This window comes from Vibrio sp. E150_018, assembly GCF_053544035.1.
Map to the genome: position 1 here is coordinate 103,187 of NZ_JBHGNY010000011.1, position 17,404 is coordinate 120,590.

The 17,404-nt window shown below is 41.4% G+C and carries 13 protein-coding genes and 1 pseudogene; 8 read left to right on the plus strand and 6 right to left on the minus strand.

From position 1 onward, the window contains the following. A complete protein-coding gene (locus tag ACE3G9_RS11875; protein ID WP_088720805.1) occupies nt 1–675 on the plus strand; it encodes an HAD family hydrolase in 675 nt (224 codons plus the stop codon). 498 nt (nt 676–1,173) lie between these two features. Here ACE3G9_RS11875 and ACE3G9_RS11880 read toward each other — a convergent pair whose 3' ends face one another. From ACE3G9_RS11880 to ACE3G9_RS11900, 5 genes are all read right to left on the minus strand, one after another. Continuing rightward, nucleotides 1,174–2,094, minus strand: coding sequence for an IS5 family transposase (locus ACE3G9_RS11880; protein WP_449219236.1), 921 nt, complete (start codon nt 2,092–2,094; stop codon nt 1,174–1,176). 460 nt (nt 2,095–2,554) lie between these two features. After that, nucleotides 2,555–4,888 (minus strand): AAA family ATPase, encoded by a 2,334-nt coding sequence (locus ACE3G9_RS11885; protein WP_449219237.1) that lies wholly within the window; start codon nt 4,886–4,888, stop codon nt 2,555–2,557. Next, nucleotides 4,863–5,528 carry an ABC-three component system middle component 1 gene (locus ACE3G9_RS11890; protein WP_449219238.1) on the minus strand — a complete coding sequence of 222 codons (666 nt, stop codon included), beginning with the start codon at nt 5,526–5,528 and terminating at the stop codon, nt 4,863–4,865. Before ACE3G9_RS11890 ends, ACE3G9_RS11885 begins: the two co-directional genes overlap by 26 nt. Beyond that, complete coding sequence (locus ACE3G9_RS11895) at nt 5,509–6,738, minus strand: ABC-three component system protein (protein ID WP_449219239.1); 1,230 nt, start codon at nt 6,736–6,738, stop codon at nt 5,509–5,511. The genes ACE3G9_RS11890 and ACE3G9_RS11895 overlap by 20 nt, the downstream gene beginning before the upstream one ends. A 325-nt stretch (nt 6,739–7,063) precedes the next feature. After that, nucleotides 7,064–7,627 (minus strand): hypothetical protein, encoded by a 564-nt coding sequence (locus ACE3G9_RS11900; RefSeq protein WP_449219240.1) that lies wholly within the window; start codon nt 7,625–7,627, stop codon nt 7,064–7,066. Nucleotides 7,628–8,513: 886 nt separating this feature from the next. On the opposite strand from ACE3G9_RS11900, the pseudogene ACE3G9_RS11905 reads away from it, so the two are divergent. The 3 genes and pseudogenes from ACE3G9_RS11905 to ACE3G9_RS11915 all read left to right on the plus strand — a co-directional run. Further along, nucleotides 8,514–8,879 (plus strand): annotated as a pseudogene (locus tag ACE3G9_RS11905) (elongation factor P hydroxylase); the annotation flags it as partial. Between the two features lie 31 nt (nt 8,880–8,910). Further along, nucleotides 8,911–9,174 carry a YfcL family protein gene (locus tag ACE3G9_RS11910; protein WP_449219241.1) on the plus strand — a complete coding sequence of 88 codons (264 nt, stop codon included), beginning with the start codon at nt 8,911–8,913 and terminating at the stop codon, nt 9,172–9,174. A gap of 110 nt (nt 9,175–9,284) precedes the next feature. Then, the gene (locus tag ACE3G9_RS11915) at nt 9,285–9,812 is read left to right on the plus strand and encodes an NADPH-dependent FMN reductase (RefSeq protein ID WP_417881083.1); all 528 of its coding nucleotides are present in this window, start codon (nt 9,285–9,287) and stop codon (nt 9,810–9,812) included. 118 nt (nt 9,813–9,930) lie between these two features. Here ACE3G9_RS11915 and mnmC read toward each other — a convergent pair whose 3' ends face one another. Continuing rightward, nucleotides 9,931–12,000: a bifunctional tRNA (5-methylaminomethyl-2-thiouridine)(34)-methyltransferase MnmD/FAD-dependent 5-carboxymethylaminomethyl-2-thiouridine(34) oxidoreductase MnmC gene (gene mnmC, locus ACE3G9_RS11920; RefSeq protein ID WP_449219242.1), complete on the minus strand. Its 2,070-nt coding sequence runs from the start codon at nt 11,998–12,000 to the stop codon at nt 9,931–9,933. Nucleotides 12,001–12,315: 315 nt separating this feature from the next. Between mnmC and fabB the strand changes: the two genes are divergently transcribed. The 4 genes from fabB to ACE3G9_RS11940 form a co-directional block, all read left to right on the plus strand. Continuing rightward, complete coding sequence (gene fabB, locus ACE3G9_RS11925; protein ID WP_417881085.1) at nt 12,316–13,539, plus strand: beta-ketoacyl-ACP synthase I; 1,224 nt, start codon at nt 12,316–12,318, stop codon at nt 13,537–13,539. Nucleotides 13,540–13,750: 211 nt separating this feature from the next. Then, nucleotides 13,751–14,917 (plus strand): 4-phosphoerythronate dehydrogenase, encoded by a 1,167-nt coding sequence (locus tag ACE3G9_RS11930; protein WP_417881086.1) that lies wholly within the window; start codon nt 13,751–13,753, stop codon nt 14,915–14,917. Between the two features lie 48 nt (nt 14,918–14,965). Continuing rightward, nucleotides 14,966–15,979 carry an aspartate-semialdehyde dehydrogenase gene (locus ACE3G9_RS11935; protein ID WP_417881087.1) on the plus strand — a complete coding sequence of 338 codons (1,014 nt, stop codon included), beginning with the start codon at nt 14,966–14,968 and terminating at the stop codon, nt 15,977–15,979. A gap of 241 nt (nt 15,980–16,220) precedes the next feature. Further along, on the plus strand, nt 16,221–17,404 hold a 1,184-nt coding region (locus ACE3G9_RS11940; RefSeq protein ID WP_449219243.1), incomplete at its 3' end, for a FimV/HubP family polar landmark protein.

The window sequence follows — 17,404 nt, forward strand, 5'->3', positions numbered from 1 at the left end:
ATGAAACACAGCTCCCCGATCATTATGTTCGATCTAGATGGCACATTGTTCGACACTGCCCAAGCAATTGCTACCGCATTTAACGCTACGTTTGCATCTAAGCAATTGCCAGCAAAGGAGACTAAGGATATCTGCGATACGATAGGGTTACCGCTAGAAAAAGCGTTTTCCCACCTTCTCAATCAACCGGAGCACACTCCGATTGTGGCGGAGTGCGTAACTGAATATCAGCGTCAGTTTCAGGAGTTAATACTTCCTGCCGCAAAACAGCTGTTATTTCCTGGTGTGCTCGATGGGTTAAGTCATCTAAAAAATCATCAGTTTAAGCTTGCTGTTACCACTAATAAGTTTTCACGCAGTGCAAACGCGTTACTTGCAGCAGCGGGGATCGCAGATTTTTTTGATGTCGTTGTTTGCGCGGATGAAGTTAAAGAGAAAAAGCCAGCACCTGAATCTGGTCAGAAGATTCTAGCTCACTTCCAAGCCTCAAAAGAACAAGCATTGATGGTCGGGGATACCACACATGACATTTTTATGGCGAATAATCTCGGATGCAAAGCCATTGCTGTGAATTATGGTATTCATTCTGAAACGGAACTTAATAAAGCTAGCCCAACTTGGATGGCAGCGAACTTTCGCAGTGTAGTCGATATATGCGAACGATATTTTAGCTGAGTCAACATTTTGTTATCAGCCGGCTAAGCCCAAATAGCCAAGCCTGATAAGAACTACGGTGAATAAGTCATTTTTAAAGGAGATTTAATATGGAACATATCTATACTTTTGTAAAAATAACCTATTTGATTTTAGGTTACCTAGCGACAATCTACACTATCGTATTTTTTGTTTTTACAGGGTCGACGATTTTCGACCAAGGACGTAAGCAGACAATGCCCTTGCGATACAAATTTAGTTTTGTACTTGTATCTGCGGTGCTGATGCCCTACCTATACATTTTGTTTTTCAACGAAATTCTGACTCTTCACCGGAGAAAAAATGCGACTATAGCTGAGTTTTCTAGCGCAAAAAGTAGTTACGAGTCGTAACGGTATTATTCGTGAAGCATCAAGCCGTTTTATATTGCGGCTTGTATTAACGTTAAGCTTCCTAGTATGAATAGGCTTTGTTGCGTAATTCATTTTCGAAGCAGATCAGACCCATTTCGGTTGATTGTTAGCCAACACGACAAGTTTTAGGCATACCTAACCCTGTAAGCTTGTTTAACGCTTTGATCATGGCGTAAGTCTCACCAACCTGAGCGTTGTAGTCTCTCAGGCTTAATTTTCTACCTAGCAACTGCTTCACTCTATACATAGCCGTTTCTGAGATAGAACGCTTGTGGTAACCATACTTCTGTTTCCAGTGTTTATTTGAGCCATACAACTTCTGACAGGCCACACCAAGATTTCGGGGGTGACCTCGCTCCCAGAATGCGGCTCCGTCTCGTGGAGGAATGAGTGCGACTGCTCGTTTTATACGGATAGCTTCGTAGCAGTCCTTGGTGTCATAAGCTCCGTCACCTGATATCTCTGCGATCTTTCTGCGTGTTTGCTTAAGTAGATTTGGCAGCACTTCAGCATCAGTAACGTTCGATAAACTCAATTCCGCAGCGATAATTTCGTGGGTATTCGTATCAACGGCAAGATGGAGCTTTCGCCAAACTCTACGTTTACCGTCTGTGCCATGCTTTTTGACTTTCCATTCCCCTTCGCCGTAAACCTTGAGACCAGTAGCATCGATGGCCAAATGCCTTATCACACCAGACGTTTGAGGTTTGAATGACACTTCGACCTGTTTAGCTCGGCGACTGATACAGGTGTAATGTGGACACTGCAATGGAACACTAGCAAGCATAAATACTGAGTTAATGAATCCTTGCCGAGTTCGTAAAGGCATTGAAAAGATACGCTTCATCATCAACGCAGTTGTGATAGCTAGGTCGCTAATGAAACGAGGTCTTCCACGTTTTTTTTGTTTGCTTTGTTTCCACTCTCTTATCGCTTCTTCATCAATCCAGAAGGTGAGTGAGCCACGATTGATTAAGGCTTTATTGTACTGTTTCCAGTTGGTTGTTTTGTAACGAGGTTTTGGCATAAGGCTACGAAGATTAGCTGATTTAGCCGATCAGATCGTAACTTTCTGATTTAGTTCCATCGAATTACGCAACAAAGCCGTATGAATACGCTGAATTCGGGTGTCCTACGTCTATTCATCACCTTTGGTTTATACTGTAGTAGATGAATGAATTTGGCTACTTAACTAGAGGTATTGCAGTACTTAAAATAATCCATTAAATACTAATTTAGTAAAGGTACTGACAAACAAATGTCCACGCTCGTGTCAGGCCAATCACTTCTGTCACGAGCATGCCCCAAAGTAAGTTATGTCTTGACAGAAGGTCCATTAATAGAGATCTGATTTTGCAATACTTAATCTAATGAAGGAAAGCGCAAAACCAAATCCTATTGTTGTTTTTGACATCTTCTTCATGATGGCTAACCCATCAATATAAACATCACTGTCACCAAGCTCTACTGCATACTATGGGCTACTTTTACAAAGCTTCTTTCGCCAAGAGCTGCATGTTCAGTGAACTCGTTTTCAAGCCCGCTCTGTCGAACCGGTACCGCATATAGGCAGAAATATCATCCTCATGCGAGGAAACAATCAACTGGCAATGCTTGAGTTCGCAACGGAGTAAATCGGTTAAGGATGCAACGTTGATTTCATCCAGAGACTGCGACGGATCATCTATCAAGATAAGAGGTACCTTAGCATAGACCTTATTGAGTGAAAGAAAGAAGGCAAGGCCAAGAGCGCACACCTGACCGGAACTCATGGACATGACTGCGTCGTGTTCTGACTTCTCAGCAGTCAGAAACCTCAACTGCGTACCTTCGCGACTCTCGATAAATAGGCCCAAACCACGTTGGTAGTTTTGGATCAGTCGTCCACTGTAGATATGGAATATGAGCTCAATAGCCGAAATCGTCTGGTCGGTATACCTTTGCTCTGTCTCCTTCAGTGTGTCTCGGAGCCTTTTGATTTTACTTTGAGCTTTTTGCGCGGCTAAGGTTTCTTTTTCGATAAGTTTAAGGTCGGAAATACAGGTTTGGAGCCTGACATTTTGAGCCTCGTTAGCTTTAATCGATATATACTGCTCTTTATTCCTCAAGTCCTCAGCAGTGATTATGTAGAAATCCTGCAGGTCTTTGAAGGTGATGCTTATTGTGTCTCGCCAGTCCTCAGGCAGAGCTAAAGCATCCGATTCAACCTCTTTTTTATTTCTTAGAGTCTCCTTTAGCTTTTCCAGTCGCTCCACCACTACATCATCAATTTTCGTAAATGGGTCAGTGAATTGAATGTTTTCGTTTTGCAGCTTCTCCTTCAACTGAATTATAGCTGGGAGCTGAAGCCTAACTTTTGTAAGTGCCGCATAAAGATTTGGTTCAAATTTGGGCTTGATAACTTTCAGCCTATTTTGTACATGGGTGTCGATGAGCTTCAGCTCTGCGTCCATGGCTGCGATAAGGTTAAGTAAATCTTTGCCGTCTTGAGATAGCGAGTTAGAGATCTGCTTGCTTCTTGTTTCAATGGCATCCACCATTGATCTGTGAGTCTCCCAATCAGCTCCACAAAGAGGGCACATCTGATCATCAGGATAAGACTTTTTATGCTCCTCAAGCAGTTGCCTTTTTAGGCGTTCCAATTCAGCAGCGACTTTCGCGTTGGCACTACTTTTTTCTCGTAGCCTATTTCGGGTTTCAATTTTTGACTCAAACCACTCAAGACGCCCTTCCCCCCAGTTTGGCAGTGATTGGGCTTCTTCGGCCTGGATCATCGAGGCTCCTCGCTTGATGATGGTCGCTGAGCGATCCAATTCATCAATCCCCTTCTTGATTACTTCGAGCTCATCAAGTTTGCCAAGGTCTTTACCGAACTGTGCCAAGTTCCTCAGAGATTCTTCGTTACGTTGAATGTCGGCATCGATTGTCTCATTGTGAACTCTGGTTTTGATCGTGGCTTTGAGCGGTAAAAGGGCAATAATTCTACGAACTGACTCTAGGTATGCAGCATGGTCGACCGCTGAGTACGTTGAGAACAAGATCTCCTTGTCCCATCCTGATTGGATATCAGTCGTCGAGAGCTTTTTGTACTCAACAATCCCAATCTCTGCCTGTAATGTGCTTTGTAGGGTATCTATCTCTTCTTTAAGTGATATAACTTTTGCCGCGCGTTCAGGATTGTTGATGTACCTTGTGAACTTATTGTATATGGTATTGCAGTTTTCAATCTCAGCTTCAATATCACTGATATTAAAGAGGTTTCCTAGTTTTTCCTTGCGTTCGTCTACCCGCGTATGTAACAGCCGGTTTTGTCCTTGTTCCAGATAGTTAAGGAAAGAAAAGTTTTCCCTAAAATTTTTCCCAAAAACTTCGTCAAGGAAGTTATCATCGCGCTGATTGGCTTTCGTGAAGGCAGATGATTCAAACTCTGGTAGCTCGTAAAGCTTGAAGTTTTCGTATTTGTCAGCACGATTGTATGCTGGTTTCTTGAACACCGCTGCTTGGCAATGTCTGGCTAAAATAAGCTTTTGACCATCATTAATAAATTCAATTTTAATCAATAAGTCATTTTCACCAGAGCGACTGTTCCAAAAGAGGTTGTCCGCATAGTCTCTCTTTTTCTTGGTTAATAATGTAGAGAACAGGTTTTGTATTCGATTGATTTGACCAGTGAGCAGCAGTTCAATGGCGTCGAATATGCTGGTCTTGCCATAACCGTTCGGTCCATCAAGAGTTAGCAAGGACGACTCGCCAAGATCCAAGTAGATATGCTTGAATGCTTTGAAGCTAGAGACTTCAATCTTGGATATTTGCCAGTTCATTTTTAATCATTTCCTTAATTATTTCGTCGGCGTTTGCGTCTGTGACTTGCTGAATAGTCGAATACGTATCGTTCAGGCCGGCTTCTGCAACGGCCTCAGTTGCTTGCTGTCTCAAGGAGACAAGGCTTCCTTGGTGACTAGGTAGCTCCAAGAAAGGAAGCTTAATAAAGGTCTTCGCAGCGAAGCTGTATTGTGAAGCTACAAGAGGATTTTCTTTGTAATCAATAAATTCCTTTTTGTCAGCAATCACGGATACGAGTTTGTCGTAGGTAAAATCAGTGAGAGCGCTTTCTTCAGCAATACTGTAGTAGAGGACATATTTTTTATAAAAATGTGGGTCTTCCTCGATATCGAAGATTTCTTCTTCGTACTTTTTGAACTCAGCCAAAACGTCAAGGCGATAAATACAAATCAAGTCACAGTTTTTCTTGAAGCTTGGGTTTCGGAGAAATTCCTCAGGAGCAAGCTGGTTGATCTGGCTATTCAAATCGGCTGGTGTAATGAGTTCGTCAAGGTTATGTACGATGGCAAATCTAATGGCAGACCCAGAATCACGAATATAAAAACTTGTGGTGTCCAATTCACGCTTATTCACAAAGCCATGAGAAACAAGTGCTTCATCAATGAGTTGCTTTATCATTCAATCGACCCTCCGCGTCGTCTTTTGTCATTACGCTAATGCATAGTGACTTGGTAATGTTGCTTTCAAGCTTTTCAGTAGCCAACTTATCGTCGAAGTTATCTGAGTTCGTGAATTTTGTATCAAAGGTAAATGAGGTTTCTACTTTGCTGGCAATTAAATGGTTGTACTCAAAAAGGAGTCTCAGTAGGTCACTGTTGTTTTTCATTTCATGGTTCATGTCAGACTCACACTCTTCACTTTCATCTACGTCAAGCGCTGTAGGTACGTAGAACCTATTTTCGCTGTCGATGTAATGCGGAAGATGGTTGAATATGGGCTCCACTGAAATAACCTGAATGAGCTTGGTGTAGCGCCTGATATCGTTCTTCTGAATATTTTGAAACCGCTCGGATGGCTTCATCATCTGGCATAAGTTTTTTAATTCATTGATATGTGTATCGCGCAGGTGCTCGCACAGACGCCTGGCTCTTTCATAGGTGGTGTCATTCATTGTTGGTAGCGCCTGATCTAGCCATTCTTCTAGGTAGGTTTGAAGCCTGGCCTTCAACTCAACGGCATAGTAGTCGCGATTCTGATAGGGGTTTTCGGTCAGCAATTCCTCTAGGATATCTTTTGCCTCGATACGGCCTTCGTAAGCAGCTTTGTTTTCTGAAAAGCCGTCCTCTTGATTTAGTTTATGATTGTGTATTGCCTTGGTACTTATTTTTTCTGAGAGTAAGCAATAGTTAAAATTTATGAGATTATCACTGACCGTGATGGACTGTTTCTTACATATATTTTTTATCAGTGCTTTGGTCAGTTCCTCAATTTCACCCAGTCCACAATGAAAGTTGCCTCCATAGCGGTAGAATTTCACTATTTCTCCGCTAGTGCCTTTGTGATCATCAGTGTTGTCTAGCTGTACAGATACGTGAAAGTAACGGGGCGTCCCTTTTATTTTGTCGTGTTCGATCAACGTGGATTGCTCCAGAGCCTTGGAGTAGCCACTACGATATTTACTAATCTTCGCTTTTACTTGATGGACGGTTTGTAGCTTTCCATCTTTATAAATAGCGAAGTCGTCACTACTATCTAGCTGAAGCTCGAAGTCCAAATCACCACCATGAATAAGCTTAAGTGAATGATATAGTGCAACTTTTCCTTGATAAACGAACCCGCTCCACGAAGATATCGCGCTGACTGGGTATTTTTCATCTTCTTGACTCACATGAACTCCTTGCTGCCAATGTGACGGAGTCATATTACTGTATTTATGGGGTTTTCTGTATTTGTTTCGTTTGTTTGGCGAAGATATTCTGTATTTTCCCGCCTTTATCAATAATATTGTCAGAATGGCTACATAATCAGTAGACACTTTCGAACCTTTCTTTGCCCAAACTCAGCTTATGCGATGCTTACAGTTTAGAGTCCTAACTCTAGCTGATAATTGTCCATGAAACGTGTTCTATTTAATGGCCATGACAACCAGAATGATACTTTAATACTCAGCGGTAGCTCGATTAAAACTCGGTTGTACAAATTAGTATGAAGCTTTATTTTTCATGCCAAACCTGTTGAAAATTATGTGAAAAATAACTATTCCCTACGGAAAGACGCAATTTTTGTGAAGAAGAACCTTGGTTTGTCACAATTTCAAACCGATGTTCAGACCCCGTAATGTCTCCTGGAATAGATACAAATATGTCTCGCATATTATCTACAAACATATTTTTATACTCTTCTTCCCGATATTTAACTTCCAGATCTTCAAGGTTTGTAGTTGGCCACCATACCGCTTCATTAATCCTTTTCCATTCCAGCCTGTTAAACAGGCTATGTATGAAGCCTTTACGTTCAACCTGTTTGTAGACTGAAAAACTATGCAAAAGCAATCCTATTTCGGAAGGATTAAAAACAACCAGATGTATAACGTGCCGATCATCTAGTTGAGTTGCTTTTATGTAATCAAGATATATATTTCCATTACGGAGTCGCTCCCTGTTTATAAGATAGGAGTTTCGTGTAACACGATTATTTCTATAATTTAGATAAAGAGCTAATGCTGCAACAATCAGACTTACAATGCTTATTGATATTGTGAAGTATTCGTGAATCATATTGAACCTCATAAACCTAACACCTCAAACACCAGCTCGTGAATGTTGGCAGTTTTTTGAGTGTTTTTTCAAAAAAGTGACAGTATTTACAAGTCCGAGTGATTTGACTTGTTAGGCCATGCTCTGCTTAAACGTGTTTCTTCCAATGTAGCGAGAAACTCTTTTCTTTCATGCTTGTAGTCAAAGTGACGATCAATTTCAGTAATATATCGATTACTATTGTATACCCAATTCTCTTGGGGCGAGAGGATATCAACCATAAGATCACCTACTGTACTTACGCCTGCAGCGTGAAATGTAAAAACCAGAAGTGAGGAATACACCTCTATTAGTAATTCAGTCACTTCTCGGAGTTGTTCTGCTCGATCAAGACCGATGGTAATGCCTTGTTCGTATAATGAGAAGCATTCCTCAATCTGCTTTGTGGATGCATGAACATATTCACAAGCTTTTCTTTAATTGTTCCACGCCACAGTTGTTGGTCTACATACAAATACCGCATGCTAGAATCAATCAAATATCGAATCTCTCGTTTTGCCGGATTAATTTCCCCTTCATTAAGAATTGTCACGATCATTATCGCTGATATGAAATAGTCATCAATATGACTGAGTGAAAGGGAATTATCTCGAAATTCAGTTCCACGATTCATTAACCTTTCAATATTTGTCCGATTTTCCATACACATTTCGCTGAGTGATTTTTAGCATAAACGTGCCGGAATGGATCGGTTTGAGTAAATCACATCAGTCATTGATTTTGATGTACAAACCAGTTTCATTTAGTCTTTTTTTGTACACTTTTAAGCATATTAGCTGTCCTCAGGTTGTTTTTGTTATTTATAATCATATCATATAGTTATGTATGTACATTAATGATTATGATGTTATTAGAGGCAGCTCATTGGTGCGTAGCAGGGGCTGAACGTCGCTTATTAGAAGATTTTGGTTATTGGTATGAACCGGACGGCCGAACTGAAAGAGTGCAGGCTGAGTTTGAAAAAGTAGAGATACGTCCTCAAGCGTATGAATGGATATTATCAGCCAGTGCCGGTTTCCCATTTTCAGTGAGTTGTGACAATTTAAATGGTGATTTTGAGCCAGACCGTTTAGGGTTTATGACGAAAGTACATAACGAAGTGCTGCGAATTTTACAACAAGGATTACCGGTACGTGTTGCTATGTTATCGAATGCGTTACAATCGCATTATCAAACACTTCCGCTAACACCTGAGCAGTTTATAGTTAGATAAATAGTGATTTAATGAAAGAGTAGAGAGAAAGATGATTATAGAATTGGAAGAAAAACTTCTGGAAGCGATTGACCAAACTGTGGCAACGGCATCTGACGATGAATTGTTTGCAGGTGGTTATTTACGAGGACATATCTCTCTTTCTGCCGCTGGTTGTGAAGCAGAAGGTGTGCAAGATGTTGAGGTGTTTAAGCAACGTATTCAAAGTAGTTTAGATCAAGCTCGTAATGAGCTAACGCCAGCGGACCAAGTGATCGTAGCGGATATGTGGCAATTATTGGTTGTGAAAATGTAGTTGTTCTGATTTTTTGAACAAGTTGATATAGGAAGTTGTCTGGTAAGCGATGAGTAATATCGTAAAGTAATATCCATCGTAAACAACAGCCAGTTTTGATAGGACTAATTATGAAAATTATCGCATTCGGTGCAAGTACAAGTTTTAATTCAATCAATAAAGCATTAGCGACTTATACTGCTAACCTTGTTGATGGTGCAGAAGTTGAAGTGTTAGATCTTAATGATTTCCCTGTGCCACTATTTAGTGAAGACACAGAGAAAGAACTTGGTCGCCCAGACGGTGCACAGTCTTATTTTGCAAAGTTAGAAAGTGCTGATGCCTTTGTGATTTCTTTGGCTGAACATAATGGTACTTATACTGCTGCTTATAAAAACTTGTTTGATTGGGCATCTCGAATTAATCAACAAATGTTTGCTCATAAGCCAGTTGTGTATCTTTCAACTAGCCCTGGCCCAGGTGGCGCACAAAGCGTTTTAGCCCAAGCGGTTGGTTCCGCCGATTTTTTCCACGCGGAAGTGAAAGCATCGGTTTCAGTACCAAGTTTTTATGATGTGTTTGATATGGAAAAAGGCGAAGTGACAGATGCTGACATTGCAAAGCAACTAGCGGATGCCGCGGCAAGCCTAAAAGCGTAATTCGCTTCTTTGAACAAACATATCCGAGGACGAAATATATTCAAAAACGGGATGAACTGTGATGGTTCATCCCGTTTTTATATTGTATGGCTTCTAGTTATTTGCCGAAGAGGCAAGTTCACTCTTCGGTGATCGGTCGACCTTTTAGCATTTTACGAACCCACATTCTTGCCGGATGAATTTTTTCTAATACTTCGAGCGGAAGAGGAAGTGGATCACCAGCTATTTGTGAAGCCAATACTTCGGCTAGTAATGGCGCAGAGCACAACCCACGCGCACCTAACCCTACCATACAAAATAGATTCGGATAATGTGGGATCTCTGGCATTAAATCGGGACGTTTCCGTAAGATTTGTGGGTCGAGTTTAGCGTAGCTTTCGATCACAGGTTCGAATTTAAACACGTTGCCAACAAAAGGTAGGTGGTCACGAGTGACGCTGCGAATACCTTGTCGAGAAAGGTTTTCACTAGTATCGACCTCATTCGGCCAGGATTGATTCGGTAAGCATTGCTTCAAACGCTCGCCGTTGCTGAGTTGCGCCATAGGATCAAATTCTTGGTCGATATTATTTCTATCATAACTTGCGCCAATACAATGATGACCGTTGTTTGGATTTTGCGGGGTCATATAGCCGTCATAACATAAGACGGTTTTGAGCTTACTCAGCGATTCCGTCGTTGGAATATGACTGACTTGGCCCTTTACCGAGGTTGCTGCAATCGCTTTTAATTGTTCAAAGCGAGAAAACTGGTGGCCATTGGCGACCACAACGGCTTGGTGTTGGAAATTCTTCTGTGAGTGATGAAGTGTCCAAGTTTGATCTATTTCATTATAAGAAAGTGATTCAATTTGAGTATTAAAGCGAACATCAACGTTTGCTTGCTGGGAAAGCTCATAAATAATCGCTTGCGTGAGTTGCTGCGGACATAACCAGCCTCCAAGAGGATAGTGAATACTTTCTTGGTCGATATCTAAACCGATGATGTGTGCAGTTTGCTCTGTGGTTAGACTATGCAGCAATTCTTGTGGGTAATTATTGAGTAGCATTTTATCGAGCTTTTTCTTGGCTTTACCACTCCAAGCTAATTGAGTGACGCCACATAAGTCGTAATCAAATTCAAGTTGTTGAGCGGCTTGCTTAACCAATTGACGAGCAAACAAGAAAGCGGGCGCAAAGAAACGATTAAGCGGCGATTCTGGCTCTGCAATCAGTGGGTAAAGTGCACCTTGTCGATTACCTGATGCACCCAGCGCTGGCTTATCATCTGCACAATAAAGGCTGATACTATGACCTCGACGATATAAGGCTAATGCTAATGTAGCACTCGCTACTCCACCACCGATAATTGCGATAGGTTTCTGACGATCAAATTGCTTAATAGGGTAGCGTTGAAACCAAGGAGCAAAGGTGTTTTTAGATAACGACTGCTGTTTAGTTAATGACAGTTGTAATATGCCAGCAATCATTTCACGTTTAGTACCAAAGCCTTTGACTTTTTTCATGTCAAATCCTGCTTCAATTAGCCCACGACGCACAAACCCTGCCGCGGTAAAAGTGGCGCAAGTACCTTCATCTTTGGTCAAGCGTGCCATGTGTTGAAATAACGTATCATTCCACATGTCTTGGTTTTTACTGGGTGCAAAGCCATCTAAGAACCAAGCATCCACAAGACCGGCTTCGGTTTGCGCCAGTTTCGGCAAGCTGTTATGAATATCACCAAACCATAAATCTAACGTGATCATGCCATCGGCGAGTATTAAGCGATGACATTCAGGAACTGCGATAGGGTAGTACGCTTGCAATTGTTTTGCGTAGTCAGCTAGTTCTGGCCAAACGGCATGAGCCTTAATCAGATCATTTATATGCACCGGAAATTTTTCGAAACTAATAAAATGCAATTGAGTTAATGGTGAGTCAGGTTGGTTTTGTTTAAATGTTTCAAACTCTTTCCAAACGGCGAGAAAATTAAGCCCAGTACCAAATCCGGTTTCCGCAATCACAAAACGAGATTGTGAGGCTTGTTGCCAGCGCGCAGGTAGATGATTTTGCTGGATGAATACATAGCGGCTTTCTTCTAATCCATTGGCATTAGAGAAATAAACATCATCAAATTGGTGGGAAACGGGAGTGCCGGATTCATTCCAATCCAGTTGAGCATTTTTGATCACGCGGATATTACCTGTCATTTTGTGTCAATTAGGGGCTATTATATACCCAAGAGAGCTCAAAATGCAGAGTAGTTAGTATTCTACTGATATAAGCAATGAACTTCTGAGTTAAACTCAGCTTTCATCATGTCACGCTTTTCGTTAGCATGACGATCAGAATTAATATATCCAAGTTATTTGGGTACACACTTTGAATCGGTTCGATAATTGGTAAGTAATTTAACCGATAGTGAATAAAGTTTACTCTCGAGAGTTAGGGTATCAAGGAAAGCTGACCACTTATTTTGTTAAGTCAGTTATCATTAAGCGATTTTTGAATTATAGGAACGTCACATGAAACGAGCCGTCATCACTGGCCTAGGCATTGTATCTAGTATTGGTAATAACGTAGAAGAAGTTTTAGCCTCTTTAAAAATAGGTAAATCTGGCATCACAGGTTCAGAGCAATTTAAAGAAGCGGGTCTACGCTCTCAAGTTTGGGGTGAGTTAAAAATTAACCCAAGTGAGCATATCGATCGTAAACAAATGCGCTTTATGGGTGATACAGCATCATTCGCTTACCTGGCTATGCAACAAGCGATTGAAGACTCTAAACTAACAGAAGATCAAGTTTCAAATGACCGTACTGGTCTAGTGGCTGGCTCTGGTGGTATTTCTTCTCAAAACCAAGTGATTTCTGTAGATACTCTGCGTGAAAAGGGGGTTAAGCGTATTGGGCCATACATGGTTCCACGTACTATGGCATCATCGATCTCAGCGTGTCTTGCTACACCATTTAAAATTCGCGGTGTTAACTACAGCATCAGTTCTGCATGTGCGACATCAGCACACTGTATTGGTCACGCACTTGAGCTTATTCAATTAGGCAAACAAGATGTTGTGTTTGCTGGTGGGGGTGAAGAGCTTCATTGGTCATCTGCAATGATGTTTGATGCGATGGGCGCACTTTCCACTAAGTATAATGAAACACCAGAACGTGCTTCTCGTACTTATGATGCAGACCGTGATGGTTTTGTTATTTCTGGCGGCGGCGGTATGGTCGTTATCGAAGAACTAGAGCATGCACTTGCTCGTGGCGCAAAAATTTACGGTGAAATTGTAGGTTACGGCGCGACTTCTGATGGCTACGACATGGTAGCACCATCAGGTGAAGGCGCAGTACGTTGTATGAAGATGGCAATGCAAAATGTTGATGATATCGACTACGTAAATACGCACGGTACTTCAACACCAGTTGGTGATGTGAAAGAACTGGGTGCAATCCAAGAAGTATTTGGTAAAGACAGCGGCGGTAAATGCCCAGCGATTTCTGCAACCAAAGCAATGACGGGTCACGCACTAGGTGCGGCAGGCGTTCATGAAGCGATTTACTCAACATTAATGCTTGAGAATAACTTTATTGCACCAAGCATTAACGTAGAAACGTTAGATCCAGCAGCGGAAGGTCTAGATATCGTTACAGCACCGCGTGAGCAAGAGTTGAAGACAGTCATGTCAAACAGCTTTGGTTTCGGTGGTACTAACGCAACGCTAGTGATTAAAAAATACGAAGCTTAATTCTCTTCGTAATGGAAGCTGCAGCTTTGTCGGCGACGTTTATTCGCCCCAATCATTTAGGTTAGCTAAGTGATTAGGGACTTATTTACTTGTCTCCTCACTGCAACTCCAATTATTTTAAGAATAATTGCGACATTTAAAGTAAATAATCCTCGGCTTAGGTCGGGGATTTTTTTATCATTAAAGAAATTAGTTGTTCATGAGTGTAAAAATGAAAATAGTCATTGATGAGAATATGCCGTATGCCGAAGCCTTGTTTAGTCAACTAGGGGAAGTTGAGATGAAATCTGGGCGTAGTATAAACATGGATGATTTAATCGGGGTAGATGCATTAATGATTCGCTCTGTGACCAAAGTGAATGCTGCGTTATTAGCTAAAGCGGATCGTTTAAAGTTTGTCGGCACCGCGACTGCCGGCATGGATCATGTAGATCAAGAATTGCTAGCCGATAAAGGCATTACGTTCAGTGCGGCACCCGGTTGTAATAAAGTCGGGGTGGCGGAATATGTCATTAGCTCTTTATTGGTGATCGCTCAGCAACAAGGTTTTTCTGTATTCGATAAAACCGTGGGAATTATCGGTGCAGGTCAGGTGGGTAGTTATCTTGCACAATGTTTGCAAGCAATTGGCATTAAAGTACTACTCAATGACCCACCAAAACAAGCTCAAGGTGATGTGCGAGAGTTTGTTGATTTAGATACTTTACTCGAACAATCCGATGTTATTTCCCTTCATACACCGATTACTCAAACGGGGCAGTGGCCAACACATCATCTTCTTGGTGAGCTAGAATTAAACCAATTACGTGGCGATCAAATTTTAATTAATGCTGCTCGTGGTCCAGTGGTGGATAATCAAGCGTTAAAAATACGCTTGCAACAAGCGGATGGTTTTACTGCGGTTTTGGATGTGTTTGAACCAGAGCCGAATGTAGATTTAGAGCTGTTGCCTTTGCTGACTTTTGCTACCCCACACATTGCAGGCTACGGACTGGAAGGGAAAGCGCGTGGCACCACGATGATCTTTAATCGTTTTTGCGAGTTTCTGCGGTTAGATAATCGAGCCAATCCAGATGAGTTATTACCAATTGCTCCAGTGCCTATGGTGAATTTATCAGTGGGCTGGACAGTAGAGGGTAAGAAAAACCAAGCATTACTGCACAATTTAACTCAGTTGATTTATGATGTGCGCCATGATGATGCGGTTTTTCGTCGAGAGATTGCTCAAGCCGATCCAGCAAGACAGGCTCAAGCCTTTGATGCAATGAGAAAAGACTACTGGGATCGCCGCGAATACAGCGCGATAACGTTAGCTATGCATCAAGAATCGAACGTCGAACTGACGCCTTTTTATCATTTAGGGTTTAAGCGCGCTTAATGAGCGTATTAAGCCTTCAATATGCTCCATATTTAAATTGAGGTTTTCATGAGTCAAGAATTTAACGTTGCTATCTTTGGTGCAACTGGTGCCGTTGGTGAAGCTATGCTTGAAGTATTACAAGAGCGTAAGTTTCCAGTAGGTGATCTTTATTTGCTCGCCAGTGAGCGTAGTGAAGGGAAAACTTATCGTTTCAATGGTAAAACAATTCGCGTTCAAAATGTCGAAGACTTTGATTGGTCACAAGTGCATATCGCTTTATTTTCAGCCGGTGGTGAGTTATCAGCAAAATGGGCACCTATCGCCGCTGATGAAGGCGTTGTCGTAATTGATAACACTTCTGAGTTCCGCTATGAATTTGATGTGCCACTTGTTGTGCCAGAAGTGAACCCTGAAGCGATTGCGGAATTTAGAAACCGTAATATTATTGCCAACCCAAATTGCTCAACTATCCAAATGTTAGTGGCGTTAAAACCAATACATGATGCAGTCGGCATTGAGCGTATTAACGTTGCAACTTATCAATCAGTGTCTGGTGCAGGTAAAAAAGGTATCGATGAATTGGCAGGCCAAACCGCTAAATTATTGAATGGTTTACCTGCTGAAAAAGATGCTTTTACTCAACAAATCGCGTTTAACTGTATCCCACAAATTGATGTGATGATGGAAAATGGCTATACCAAAGAAGAAATGAAAATGGTGTGGGAGACGCAAAAAATCTTTAATGATCCATCCATTCAAGTGAATCCAACTTGTGTTCGTGTACCTGTATTTTATGGTCATGCTGAATCTCTACATATTGAAACTCAAGCCCCTATTGATGCTGAGCAAGTGATGGATATGTTAGAACAAATGGAAGGTGTAGAAGTATTCCGCGGTATCGACTACCCAACTCAAGTTCGTGATGCTGGTGGTAAAGACACGGTAATGGTTGGACGTGTGCGTAATGATATTAGCCATCACAGTGGAATTAATATGTGGGTTGTTGCCGATAACGTACGCAAAGGAGCGGCAACCAACGCAGTACAAATTGCCGAAGTGCTGATTCGAGATTACTTCTAAGATTGATATTCAAGTAATATCAAGATACGACATTGAATTGAGCCCTATGCTGAGAAGTGTAGGGCTTTTTGGATATTGCTATCCATCATTTCTCCTTACTGCTCTCATTTGACCGTGAGATCATTTTATTCGATAAAAAACAGTAAGAAATGAAGGATTTTTATCAGCAACACTACCCGAATGGGGTTATTATCTATATATTTAAATTTATTGATTAAACCTTTGGATTAGCCGAATTTTTATGCGCCGTACATTCAAACATTTCATCGCTCCCGTCATGCTACTTTTGGTAACCCAAATTTCGGTTGCTTGTGCTGATGACAGCAGAGTCACAATGGAGCCATCAAATCATGTACCTGCGCAGCCTATTTCGGATGTAGCGGCATTTGAACCGACGGAAGATATCGCATCAATTTATGGTCCGACTGGTGAAGATGAAACCCTATGGTCAATTGCTAAAGGCTACCGTCCTAGCAAGACTGTTTCGGTCGCCCAAACTGTATTAGCAACGTATAAGTTGAACCAGAACGCCTTTGAAGACCATAATATCCATGGCTTAATCCCTGGCAGTGTATTACGTTTACCGACACTTGAAGTGATAGAAAAAGAGTCAACTCAAGATGCCGTCGATATTATTCAACGTGATAAATTGCGACCAGTTCCATCACAAGTGGATGAATCCATTCAACCCCCTAAACCGGCAACATTAGCTGACTACCCATCAACACAACCTTCTCCAGGTTTATCTAATAGCGATAACGCGAAAACGTTGAATGAAAATTTGAATGGGAAACAGCAAGCAATTTCTGATGAACAATCAGAATTGGTTGCTCCAGTTAATGCTCAAACGACAATTAAATCTCAACAGAGTACTGAGTCACAACAGACGACTCACTCACAACAAACATTGGATATTCAAACAGATGCAGAGCAGGTTGAACTGACTCAAGTTGAAGCGATGAATGACCGCCTCACTTCAGAGTTAGGTAAAATACAGCAGCAACTCAATGAACTGAAAATCTCATTGAAAGCAGATGAGCAAAATCGTCTGCAAATTAATGAAGCAGACGCACAATCCACGTCTATTGATACTCCTCAAACATTTATACGTATAGCCAATCAGTATCCGTGGTTGTGGTTTATTATTTTATTACCACTTGTGTTAATTCTATTTATTATTCGTCTATTGTTTACTCGCCGGCCTAAGCGTAGCGAGGAATTAGATCGTCTAGTCGCACCTCAAGAAAAAATTGAACCAGTAAAGTTAGTGGTTGACACTGCACCCATACAACCACAAGTTTCCTCAGAAACAGAAACAGAAACAGAAACAGAAACAGAAACAGAAACAGAAACAGAAACAGAAACAGAAACAGAAACAGAAACAGAAACAGAAACAGAAACAGAAACAGAAACAGAAACAGAAAC

Coding starts and splice junctions, on each gene's coding strand:
- ACE3G9_RS11875 (WP_088720805.1), top strand. CDS start 1: ATGAAACACAGCTCCCCGATCATTATGTTCGATCTAGATGGCACATTG.
- ACE3G9_RS11880 (WP_449219236.1), bottom strand. CDS start 2,094: ATGCCAAAACCTCGTTACAAAACAACCAACTGGAAACAGTACAATAAA.
- ACE3G9_RS11885 (WP_449219237.1), bottom strand. CDS start 4,888: ATGAACTGGCAAATATCCAAGATTGAAGTCTCTAGCTTCAAAGCATTC.
- ACE3G9_RS11890 (WP_449219238.1), bottom strand. CDS start 5,528: ATGATAAAGCAACTCATTGATGAAGCACTTGTTTCTCATGGCTTTGTG.
- ACE3G9_RS11900 (WP_449219240.1), bottom strand. CDS start 7,627: ATGATTCACGAATACTTCACAATATCAATAAGCATTGTAAGTCTGATT.
- ACE3G9_RS11910 (WP_449219241.1), top strand. CDS start 8,911: ATGATTATAGAATTGGAAGAAAAACTTCTGGAAGCGATTGACCAAACT.
- ACE3G9_RS11915 (WP_417881083.1), top strand. CDS start 9,285: ATGAAAATTATCGCATTCGGTGCAAGTACAAGTTTTAATTCAATCAAT.
- mnmC (WP_449219242.1), bottom strand. CDS start 12,000: ATGACAGGTAATATCCGCGTGATCAAAAATGCTCAACTGGATTGGAAT.
- fabB (WP_417881085.1), top strand. CDS start 12,316: ATGAAACGAGCCGTCATCACTGGCCTAGGCATTGTATCTAGTATTGGT.
- ACE3G9_RS11930 (WP_417881086.1), top strand. CDS start 13,751: ATGAAAATAGTCATTGATGAGAATATGCCGTATGCCGAAGCCTTGTTT.
- ACE3G9_RS11935 (WP_417881087.1), top strand. CDS start 14,966: ATGAGTCAAGAATTTAACGTTGCTATCTTTGGTGCAACTGGTGCCGTT.